Source organism: Endozoicomonas sp. ISHI1, from assembly GCF_024606225.1.
Classification (GTDB): Bacteria; Pseudomonadota; Gammaproteobacteria; order Pseudomonadales; family Endozoicomonadaceae; genus Endozoicomonas_A.
The window spans coordinates 91542-102453 of record NZ_JAGRPU010000001.1; the positions used below are offsets into that span (position 1 = coordinate 91542).

Here is a 10912-nt window from a genome sequence, read left to right on the forward strand (position 1 = left end):
CCGTTCATTCAGCTCACCCCAAACTATTGAGGTGCTACAGAGCTGCATTTTCACTGTAAAAAAGAATAATCAGGCCTGATAAACGATGGACTTTACCTTTTTCAATCAATTGATGTTAATCCTGGCTCTCTCCGTGGGAGCCATTGCACTGTTTCATCGCCTGAATCTGCCAGAGAGTCTTGGCTACCTGGCCGTGGGTATCGTACTTGGCCCTACCGCCACAGGTTTGATTGATCATAGCTTTGATATCAGCCTGCTGGCCGAAATTGGCGTGGTTTTCCTGTTGTTTACCCTGGGTCTTGAGTTTTCGCTCAAACGAATGAAGTCCATGAAGCGGGAAGTGTTCGGACTTGGGGGCGGGCAGGTCCTGTTATGTGGGGCAGGAATATTTGCGGTTCTGCTGTTGGTTGGAACATCAGTAAAAGAAGCTTTGATCGTTGCAGCCGCTCTTGCTCTGTCTTCTACTGCGATTGTTTCTAAAGAGTTGACCCAGAGTAATGAAATTCGCAGTCGTCAGGGCCAGATGGCGATTGGCGTGCTGCTATTTCAGGATATTGCAGCGGTTCTATTCCTGATTCTGGTACCAGCGCTGGCGGGTGCGGGTGATAAGTCAGTTTTCACCACCATCAGCATGGCTCTGGCCAAAGGCCTTCTTTTTGTTCTTCTCATGATGGCTGTTGGTAAATGGATTCTGCCCAGGGTCTTCAACGAAGTGGCCAGGGCTCGTTCTGAAGAGCTATTTGTATTGACTGCGCTCATGATTGCCCTGATGGCTGCCTGGCTAACCCATGTTCTGGGTCTATCTATGGCTCTGGGTGGCTTTATTGCCGGGATGATGATGGGAGAGAGTAACTATAAGCATCAGGTGGAAGCGGATATTCGTCCTTTCCGGGATATTTTACTGGGACTGTTCTTTGTCTCCGTTGGGTTGATGCTTGATCTGAATATTCTGCTGAAGTTCTGGCCAGCAATTATTCTGGGTACCTTGGGTCTGGTTCTCTTCAAACTGGGTATCATTACGCTACTGGCAAGAATGCTTAGAGAGAAAAAAAGCACTTCACTAAAAACTGGCCTGGCGCTGGCTCAAGGGGGCGAATTCTGTTTTGCCCTCATTGCCCTGGCTACTCAATATGGTCAGACGGGAGGGGAGAGAGCTTCTGTGGTGTTGGCTATTACCATTCTTTCCATGATTCTGGCGCCGTTGCTCATCAGAAACAGCAGCAAAATTGTCAATCTTCTATACAAGAAACAAGAAGCTAAACAGTCTCAAATTGATCAGGGCGATATTGAGCAGCAGGTCTCTCACATCAGGCAGCATACCCTGATTTGTGGCTACGGGCGCGTGGGACAGACTATAAGCCGATTCCTGGGGCAAGAAAAGCTGGCTTTTGTAGCAATCGATAATGACCCTCTGCATGTTCATGAAGCCGGGCTTGCAGGTGAACCCGTCTTTTATGGTGATTCTCGTCGATTAGAGCTTTTGGAGTCGGTCGGTTTGAAACGTGCCAGACAAGTGATTATCTGCATTGATCGCAGTGAGAATGCTCTGGAAATCGTCAAAACGATTCGCTCCCATTATCAGGATATTCCTATTCTGGTAAGAACTCAGGATGACAGTCTGACAGCCTCACTTAAAAACGCTGGTGCCACAGCGGTTATTCCCGAAGTGCTCGAATCCAGCTTGTTGATTGTGAAGCATGTTCTGTTAATGTTGGGCATGGATCCCAATCAGGTTAGGGGCAAGATCAATAAAGCCAGAGAACAACAGTACGATATTCTCAATGGTTACTATCCGGGCTATGAAGATGTTCTGGCAGATAGTGAAGAAACCTCTCTGCGCCATGCCGTTAACGTTTGTCGGGGTAACACCTGTGAAGGATTGGATCCCTGTGATTTACCACTTGAACAAGATGTTTCTGTTGTTGAAGTGAAACGAGACGGCCAAAGTTTGGATCCGGAAGATGTGGATGCTCTTAAACAAGACGATATTGTTATTCTGACGGGACCTCTCGCACCCATGCAGCAATCTGAAAAGAACCTTATCTGATCCTGTGGCAGCCATGAAATATGGGCTGCCACTTTCTTAAAAAAATCTTAAAATTCTTTCTCGAAATTAAACTCTGTCCAGAGTTAGATAACTGCCTAACGGTAGAAATAATCCACAATATAATAAAAATAAGTTCATTAATTTCAATATGATACAAGAATAACTTAATAACCGTTCGAACAGGCACTATAATAGTATTTGTGAAAGGAATCTCGGAAAAAACAGGCGGTTAACAATAACTTATATAAATAATACAGGTGAACTACTATGGCCACTCGATCGACTCAGTGCTCTCTCTCTTTGCTTTTTATGCTGGTGTCGGTCCTGACTGTTAAACCTCTTGATAGTCACGCCTTCTTCCTTGAGTTCTATATGCCTCCCTACTTTTCAGGTATGGAAGCGCGCCCAATTGCTTATAAATCAGAACCGCCCCAGAATGCTTCTCTTATTCAGCAGGAAGAGCCTTTTTTCTGCAATGACTACGAGACAAATTTTAATTATTTTAAAAGTCTGCCATCCACTGCATTAATAAAGCTTGGTGGCTTTGGATTATTGGGAACAGCTTTAACCCAATCAGTATCAGGCGGAGTGAATCCTCGTAATTACTGGCACAAGCCTATTTTTCTATTGAACCTGGTCACAATTCTTTCCTGGTCCATACCTCAGGCAAGCTATACCAATGAATACACTCTATCTGCTGCGCAATACCAAAAAGCTGAAAACAAGTCAGATCGCACAACAACGGCAAGCAGCAACAATACTCAGCTTTATGAGGAAGAGCCTTTCGCCGGTTACGCGATGACAAGCCTGTCATTTGTCAGCCTCAATTTACTCGCTGAATTTTATAATGCCAACAATCCGTCCCCAGGACCCGGGGTGAATATACTGGAAAATTTTGCCATCGGTGCGAAATCGATTGGTGTTACCAGCAACGTGGCGTCAGCCCTGAGAACTCACCTCAAAAATGGTTATCTAAGTAAGGGTTATACAATCTATGAAGCTGCTGCTGCTGCATCAAGAGATGTAACCATTATCTACACAGCTGTTCTGGCTGGAGTGGTAAAAACTGGTCTGCTTAACTCAGCAGCTATGGACGGCGTAAACGCCAAAGATATTGAGCAATATTCATGGGCCATGGCTCATTACGTCGGTCGAAAATACTACCATGTATCCCTCTCAGCAGGAATGATGATCAGTGCGGCCTATGAATCGATTGGCTCTCTTGAAAATTACTGCATGGCAAACTTTGATCAGGTTTTGCCCCATGCTCACTATGATGAAGCAGAAAAGCTGGTTTTTTGTAAAGGTGTAGCTTCTGTTTCGATGGCCAGCATCGGCGGTCTGGCTTTATTGAAATATTCCAGTGGTCTGACCTGGATTTATCTCGTAAATGCTGTTGAAGCAGCGGGTCTGATTAATACAGAAATGGCAATCACTCTGGGTCGAAATCTTTTCGATCACCCGGCCGCTAAAGATACAGCAGGACTTACCCTGGGAGGAACAATTACGGCAGGTTCGCTTTTCCTGAACCTCTATTACTTCCCCGGAATAGTTATGACGAGCCTATTCCAGGGCTCCGGGCTAATCATGATATATGAAGGCGGTTCTACACTGGTCAGTCATTCTTATCCTGCTGCAGGAAAAATATTGGCTCTTGGACACAGCTTAATGGGGAATTATGACTATGTCTGTAAACCAAGAGCCAAAGGTCTCAACCATCTTGACCCATAACTATTTGTGCGGTTCTGTTATTTAGGGATGCTACATGCAATCATTGATCAAGCAGTTTTTTTTTCTGGTTTTATTGTTTTGCTTCACCTCTCTTTGTGCCGCTCAGTCGAAGTTCAATCTCAGCACTTCTCTTTACACTCCTTCCCTGAATTCTGACCCGAAACCAGGGCTTGAACCAGAAGTGAATGTGAACCTTTTCTGGTCTCATCAACCATTCAGCGTGGAGCTTCAAAAACAGCATGAATCTGGAGAATTTATAATAACTGAGCTACCGGAAATGGATTTGCAAGAGGCAAGAACATTTCTGGATACGACATTATCCAACCAGCTTAAGGAAAGAAGTCTGGATCATGAAATTCGAGTACCCTGTAATAGGCAAAGTCGCAAATGTGATGTTGAGGTTTACCTGTTCAATCAGCGGGAATCATCAAAGCAGCTGACAGAGATTATACGATTTACGGTACTTCTGAATTTAAGGCCAGCCACAGTAAACACAGACTCTTATCACTCATCGAAAATCGATAAATCAGGTAGTAACGCACATTCTGGCTTAGAAGAAGAATCTGATTCACACTGTATTGCAAGTATGTCTTGTCCTTCTGCTTCTGTTTCAACAACAGAAACAGCTTCATTACAAGAATCAGATCTACCTGACCTTGATCAGGACTGGATGGATCGAGTTCATGTCTATCGAAATCAAGAGAATGGAGACAATCTGGTCATAAGGGATAACATTGTCTACTACACCGGTAAATCACTGACTGTTATTCTCAGTCTATTCAATACGCTGCTATTCCAGTCGGGCCCCATTGATACCAGTGACGGATATTATGGGCATTTCACCAACGCCCACGTATTGGCAGAGGCCCTCGCAATGGGGGATACAATACCGCTTTTGATCAGAGATCATAAGTTGGCTTACGTTACACCTCAGTTAGATGCTACCGGCTTCGCTCTGAGCCTCGCTATTTATGTTACCTACGTATATTACTGGGATAATTTGACTCTGGACAAGAGAAAGATGTCGGGGGCAGATGTGCGGGTATTTTACGCCTGGAAGCTGTTTGCAAATATTGCGACCAAAGCGATTGGCGAGGTCGCAGAACAGAGAGTATTTGCTAATGAGACCGACAGTGATATTCATAAAATAAAATCCTCGCTGTTTACCAGCCTGATAACAGCCCTTCCCTACGGGACAAAGTTACTGGTAACAGCTTTTACAGGAAATAACTATGCCAACCACTTATTGATGGCTGTACCGGCCGATCACCTGCTCTCATGCTCGATCAGTGTGAATGGCGTCTGCATTCAACTGTTTTTCCATCGTATTCTGGGAGAAGCTGATATGACCATTGTTCCTGCTACATCACTGGAACCGGCTAAAAAAGTGACATCTGGCCTTTCTTATATTCCGTCAGCGATGACACAGGTTGCCATAGGAAAAGCTTTGAACGCGCTGGGGATGACTGTATGTGGTGGACATTACATAAAAGGCGCCGGGTATGCATTGGTTGACGGTGTCGATAAATATCTGATTGCCCAAGGTGCCAGCGATCTTAGCCGGTATACAGCGTTAACGGGTGGTGCCCTTTTTATGAGTTACAGTAACTATTCATTCAACAGGGCATTTGCGTCTGGATTCAGTTACCGCTACGCAAAATATCTGATGATTTTGGCAAGTACGGCTTTTATGACACTGTCTGAGTTTTACTTTCATACAACTATATTAAGGTGATTTTAACTTGATTGCGTCATGGTAGGTCTTCTCTTGTCAGATCACTTGTGATTTCATCGCAGGGATGCAATAAGATGACACAGGCACGGAATGGAGAACTATGATGGCAAATGGCACAGGCTTTCTTTCAACGTTGCAGAGCACTCTGGCGTCGGCGTTTGGTGTACAAAGTGAAAAAAAACGGAAGCGTGATTTCTCTCAGGGGCGTCCGGCGCACTTCATCATCGCCGGTATGATTGGAACACTTGTTTTTATTCTGATCTTAATGCTGGTGGTGAAACTGGTGCTCAGTCAGTCTGGGTAGACTTATTGATGACTGACCCAATATACGGCAGTAACAACAACCAGCATCACGATTGAAACAGCTGCAATAGCATCAACAGTACTGTCTTTCGTGGGTTTTCCCTGAGCCATTCATCATCCCCTCAATCAGTTACTTGACATTCAGTTATTTGATAGCGCTACTCCAAGCTAGCCGATTATCAGTCTTTGGGCAACTAGCAGTTGCCCGGCTTGATGATCCTTTTCCACAACATAGGTCTTGATTGAGGCATTCATCTGAAATAGTGTACCCGTAGCTTGGAATCGGATCGGTATCATCAATCTCTCTTATGCATAGATTCGTTCGGATATGCTGTTTTCATCTAGTTATATAAAAAAATTTTTTATTACAAATTCAAAAATACTGGTATCTTTTGTATTCTCGGTCGTGGCTGGAATCTGCATCGAGCCTGAAACAGATTTCCTGAGGCCTAACGGAGACAGGCCATTGGATAGCTCGCCAACTCAATTAGAAAATTATTCCCATGTATAAATACGATGAGTACGATCAACGCATCGTCGACGAAAGAGTGAGTCAGTTCAGAGACCAGACTCGACGTTACCTCGCCGGTGAGATCGCAGAGGACGATTTTTTGCCCCTGCGTCTGCAGAATGGCCTCTATATCCAGCGTTTTGCTCCCATGTTGCGGATCGCAATTCCTTACGGTTTATTGAATACCCGCCAAGTCAGAAGACTCTCTGAAATCTCGCGCAAATACGATAAGGGCTACGTGCACTTCACTACCCGTCAAAACGTTCAGTTGAACTGGCCTCTGCTTGAGCAGGTTCCTGAAATTCTCGCTGATCTTGCGGAAGTTGAGATGCATGCAGTGCAGACCAGTGGAGCCTGTATTCGTAACACGACTACCGATCAGTTTGCCGGTGTTGCCCGAGATGAAATTGTAGATCCAAGACCCTGGTGTGAAATCATCCGTCAGTGGTCCACATTCCATCCGGAATTTGCCTTTCTGCCCCGAAAATTCAAAATCGCCGTTTGTGGTTCTGAAGAAGATCGTGCTGCCACTATGGTTCATGACATTGGTGTTCATGCCTTCCGAAATGAGAATGGCAATGTTCGATTCAAGATACTGGCCGGTGGTGGACTGGGACGAACACCCATGGTGGCAAGTGTCATCAGGGAGTCCATAGAGCCTGAGCATTTGTTGACCTATCTGGATGCCATTCTGAGGGTTTATAACCGCTATGGTCGTCGTGATAACAAATACAAGGCGCGCATCAAGATTCTTGTAAAAGCAATGACACCTGAGGTGTTCACCGAGAAAGTGGAATCAGAATGGGAGCAGATCAAAGACTCTGCATCTCTCTTGCCTGAAGCCGAAATAGAGCGTGTCAGCCAGCACTTCATTGATCCGGAATACAAAGGTCTGGTGGATCAGGACTTTAATGATCTTGCTTTGCAAGCACCGATAGGTTTCCATTCCTGGCTGAAGCAGAATGTATTTGCCCATAAGAAACCGGGTTACTGTGCCGTTACTGTGACATTGAAAGCTACCGGGGAGGCTCCTGGTGATGTCTCTGCAGAACAATTGGATGTGATTGCTGATCTTGCCGATCAGTTCAGTCTTGGAGAGCTCAGAGTCAGCCATGAGCAGAATCTGATATTTGCAGACGTCGAACAAACGGCACTGATTGAACTTTGGGAAAAATTGTCAGCTGTCGGTCTGGCGACGGCCAATCGTGGCCTATTAACCGACATGATCTGCTGCCCGGGTGGTGATTTCTGTGCACTGGCCAATGCTCGATCTATTCCCCTGGCAGAAGAGATTCAGCGCAAGTTCGACGATATCGACTTTCTGCATGACGTCGGTGAGCTGGACCTGAACATTTCAGGTTGCATGAATGCATGTGCCCATCACCATGTGGGTCATATAGGTATTCTGGGTGTTGACAGAAAAGGCATTGAATATTATCAGGTTCAGGTCGGTGGCTCTGCTTCAAAAGGGGCAACCCTGGGCAAGATTATTGGACCGTCCTTCAAGCGTGAAGAAATTCCTGACGTGCTTGAGAAAATCCTCAATGTTTACATAGAGCAGCGTCGTGAAGATGAACTGTTTATTGATACCTGCCAGCGCATTGGCATAACCCCTTTCAAGGAGCGTGTGTATGCCCAGGCTGCTTAAAAATAACGAAGTTTTTGAGGATGATTACCAGATTCTGGATTCTGAATCTGAAGATCTGGCATTTACAGGGACACTGTTGATCCCGGCCAGGGAACTCGATCAACATGAGAAACTGCTTGAACAAAAGCAGCAGCCAACAGGCTTGTTCCTTGATAGTGATGACAATGTCGAAAGTTATGCTGACATACTGTCCAGCTTCGACTTGATCACCATTAATTTTCCCAAGTTTATTGATGGTAGAGGCTATTCTCTCTGCCGCATCCTCAGGGACCGTTATCATTACAAAGGGGATATCAGAGCCGTGGGTGACGTGCTTATCGATCAGATTTTCATGTTGCAGCGTTGTGGCTTTTCAAGTTATTACCTGAGAGAAGACCAAAAAGCAGAAGATGCTATCAAGGCATTGGATACTTTTAGCCTCAGGTATCAGGGAAGCAGTGATGACCCTGAACCACTCTATAGAAAAAGAAAGGTATCTTAGAAGAGCCTGATCCATCTTGTTAAGGGCTGCAATCCAATCTGCAGCCCTACCCTTCTCTTGTTTACCGGACTCCCAACCTTGGGTATATACTTGGTCTTTTAGCTTCAAGCAAAATGCGGGCTGGAATAGCCCTTTTATAAACAATCATTTATCTGGCGAGTCTAATGGAAAGTGGTTCCCTGCTCTTCTCTTTCTTTCTTATCTTCAGTGGTGCTGCAATACTCGCTACTGCCGCGCTATTTACCCGTCAACCTCTTCTGGTTGCCTACATCGTACTGGGTGCCTTCCTCGGCCCCTATGGCATGGAAATGGTTACGGATACCGGGCTTTTAAATGATATTGCTCACGTCGGAATTATATTCCTGTTGTTTTTGCTTGGACTGGATATGCAGCCTGCTCACCTTGGTCATCTGCTCAAGAAAACAGCTACGGTAGGACTCATCAGTTCGATCATATTTGCACTAACCGGTTATGGACTGGGGCTGGCATTTGGTTTCAGCCAAAAAGAAGCCGTCATAACCGGTGCTACAATGATGTTCTCCAGTACGATTATTGGTATCAAATTATTGCCAACCACGGTACTGCATCACAAACATACCGGAGAGATTCTTGTCAGTCTGCTGCTTTTGCAGGATCTGCTGGCGATTCTGGTTCTCCTGTTGCTTTACAACTTTGATGGTGGATTTGCTAACAGTAGAATGGACGTTCTGATGGCTCTCGCCGCATTACCCATGATCATAGCTGCGGCTTTTCTGGCAGTTCGTTATGCTCTGTTGCCATTGATGGCACGCTTTGACCGGTTTCATGAATACATGTTCCTGTTAGCCATTGGCTGGTGTCTTGGCTTCGCTGAACTGGCCCATGCCTTGAATCTTTCCTATGAAATTGGTGCCTTTATTGCCGGGGTCAGCATTGCTACCAGCCCGATTTCTCAATACATTGCCATTAATCTAAAGCCATTGAGAGATTTCTTCCTGGTTCTGTTCTTCTTCTCAATCGGTGCCAGCTTTAACCTGAATTTGTTTGGAGATGTTTGGCTACCTGCCCTGATCATGACAGTTATTTGTCTGCTTCTTAAACCCGCCACATTTGGTATTTTGCTGAGAGCCAATGAGAAAAAATCAACGGCATGGGAAGTAGGTTTCAGATTGGGCCAGACCAGTGAGTTTTCTATTCTGATTGCAGTACTGGCAACGGGACAGATGTTAATCGGGGAGATAGCAGCTCACGTCGTCCAGGCAACTGCCATACTGACTTTAATCATCTCTTCCTACGTTGTAGTGTTTAATTATGAATCACCCATAGCTGTGTCGGAAAAGCTGAGAAGAGACTAAATCGGGATAGGGCGTAGCCTCACAGCTACGCTCTATCCCGATCAGACAACTTTGGAGCAGTTAAGAAAAGTATCGACCCTGAGACAATCTTTCCCAGATTTTTCCAAAGGCATTATCGAGAGTCGTTTCAGCGGCCAGGCCCAGTTTGCTGGCCATTCCCTTTTTCACTTCATAGCTGACCTGAATAATGTCTACTGAGTCTACCTTGCTATAGATATATTCATCACTGGTCATGACTTGATCAATCAGGTTTTTCGCAATTGCCTGACGGCCATACCAGATTTCACCGGTGGCGATCTCTTCTATGTTCACCTGCTCACGTTCTTCCTTGATGAAATCTTTGAACAGCTCATGAGTATCCTGAATATCCTGCTTGAACTTATCACGGCCCTTTTCAGTGTTTTCACCAAGAACTGTCAGAGTGCGTTTAAATTCACCGGCAGTGTGCAGTTCAATATCAACGTCATGTTTCTTAAGCAATTTGTTGATATTGGGCAGCTGAGCCATAACCCCTATGGAGCCAATTATGGCAAAAGGCGCAGCAACAATCTGATTAGCCGTACAGGCCATCATATAACCACCACTGGCAGCCACTTTATCGACTGCAATGGTGAACTTAACACCACGATCTCTGATACGTTGTAACTGGGAAGCCGCAAGACCATAGGCGTGAACCATGCCTCCAGCACTCTCCAGCTTAAGAAGTACTTCATCCTTATCTGTGATAACAGAGAGTACTGCGGTGATCTCTTCCCGAAGAGACTTGACCGCAGAAGCTTTCATATCGCCATGAAAATCAAGGACATACAGGCGTGGTTTTATTTCCTTTTCTTTATCCTTTTTCTTTTCCTTGTCAGCTTTCTTTTTTTCCTTAGCCAGCTGCTTCAGGCCTTCCTTGTCGAGAGTCGCATGCTGAAGATCATCCTTCAGGTGCTGAAAGTGTTCATTCAGTTTCTTGATTTCAAGATGCCCTTTACTGATCTTTTTGGATTTTTCTCCCATTGCTGCTACGGCAACAATGATGATCAGCAGTGCCACAACAAATGTGACCACTTTGGCAAGGAATAAGCCGTATTCCGCCAGATACTCCAAGAGAGCCTCCCATGATACATGTCAAAATGA

8 protein-coding genes are annotated in these 10912 nt (G+C 45.2%); 7 read left to right on the plus strand and 1 reads right to left on the minus strand.

Annotation, left to right across the window (positions count from 1 at the left end; genetic code table 11):
• Positions 1 to 85 precede the first annotated feature (85 nt).
• The 7 genes from KBW69_RS00375 (at position 86) to KBW69_RS00405 (ending at position 9790) form a co-directional block, all read left to right on the plus strand.
• On the plus strand, positions 86 to 2047 hold the full coding sequence (locus tag KBW69_RS00375) for a cation:proton antiporter (protein WP_257254574.1): 1962 nt from the start codon (positions 86 to 88) through the stop codon (positions 2045 to 2047).
• Between the two features lie 267 nt (positions 2048 to 2314).
• Positions 2315 to 3778, plus strand: coding sequence for a hypothetical protein (locus KBW69_RS00380; protein ID WP_257254575.1), 1464 nt, complete (start codon positions 2315 to 2317; stop codon positions 3776 to 3778).
• Positions 3779 to 4448: 670 nt separating this feature from the next.
• Complete coding sequence (locus tag KBW69_RS00385; protein ID WP_257279508.1) at positions 4449 to 5513, plus strand: hypothetical protein; 1065 nt, start codon at positions 4449 to 4451, stop codon at positions 5511 to 5513.
• Between the two features lie 103 nt (positions 5514 to 5616).
• Positions 5617 to 5817, plus strand: a complete 201-nt coding sequence (locus KBW69_RS00390; RefSeq protein WP_257279509.1) for a DUF2970 domain-containing protein — start codon at positions 5617 to 5619, stop codon at positions 5815 to 5817.
• A gap of 502 nt (positions 5818 to 6319) precedes the next feature.
• Positions 6320 to 7975 (plus strand): nitrite/sulfite reductase, encoded by a 1656-nt coding sequence (locus KBW69_RS00395; protein WP_257274352.1) that lies wholly within the window; start codon positions 6320 to 6322, stop codon positions 7973 to 7975.
• The gene (locus tag KBW69_RS00400) at positions 7959 to 8456 is read left to right on the plus strand and encodes a DUF934 domain-containing protein (RefSeq protein WP_257252622.1); all 498 of its coding nucleotides are present in this window, start codon (positions 7959 to 7961) and stop codon (positions 8454 to 8456) included. The genes KBW69_RS00395 and KBW69_RS00400 overlap by 17 nt, the downstream gene beginning before the upstream one ends.
• Positions 8457 to 8620: 164 nt before the next feature.
• On the plus strand, positions 8621 to 9790 hold the full coding sequence (locus KBW69_RS00405) for a cation:proton antiporter (protein ID WP_257274353.1): 1170 nt from the start codon (positions 8621 to 8623) through the stop codon (positions 9788 to 9790).
• A gap of 60 nt (positions 9791 to 9850) precedes the next feature.
• Here KBW69_RS00405 and sohB read toward each other — a convergent pair whose 3' ends face one another.
• Complete coding sequence (sohB, locus tag KBW69_RS00410) at positions 9851 to 10882, minus strand: protease SohB (protein WP_257279510.1); 1032 nt, start codon at positions 10880 to 10882, stop codon at positions 9851 to 9853.
• Between the last annotated feature and the right edge of the window lie 30 nt (positions 10883 to 10912).

Bases quoted from the DNA above. Each gene is read 5' to 3' on its own strand.
- KBW69_RS00375 (WP_257254574.1), top strand. From the start codon at position 86: ATGGACTTTACCTTTTTCAATCAATTGATGTTAATCCTGGCTCTCTCC.
- KBW69_RS00380 (WP_257254575.1), top strand. From the start codon at position 2,315: ATGGCCACTCGATCGACTCAGTGCTCTCTCTCTTTGCTTTTTATGCTG.
- KBW69_RS00385 (WP_257279508.1), top strand. From the start codon at position 4,449: ATGGATCGAGTTCATGTCTATCGAAATCAAGAGAATGGAGACAATCTG.
- KBW69_RS00390 (WP_257279509.1), top strand. From the start codon at position 5,617: ATGGCAAATGGCACAGGCTTTCTTTCAACGTTGCAGAGCACTCTGGCG.
- KBW69_RS00395 (WP_257274352.1), top strand. From the start codon at position 6,320: ATGTATAAATACGATGAGTACGATCAACGCATCGTCGACGAAAGAGTG.
- KBW69_RS00400 (WP_257252622.1), top strand. From the start codon at position 7,959: ATGCCCAGGCTGCTTAAAAATAACGAAGTTTTTGAGGATGATTACCAG.
- KBW69_RS00405 (WP_257274353.1), top strand. From the start codon at position 8,621: ATGGAAAGTGGTTCCCTGCTCTTCTCTTTCTTTCTTATCTTCAGTGGT.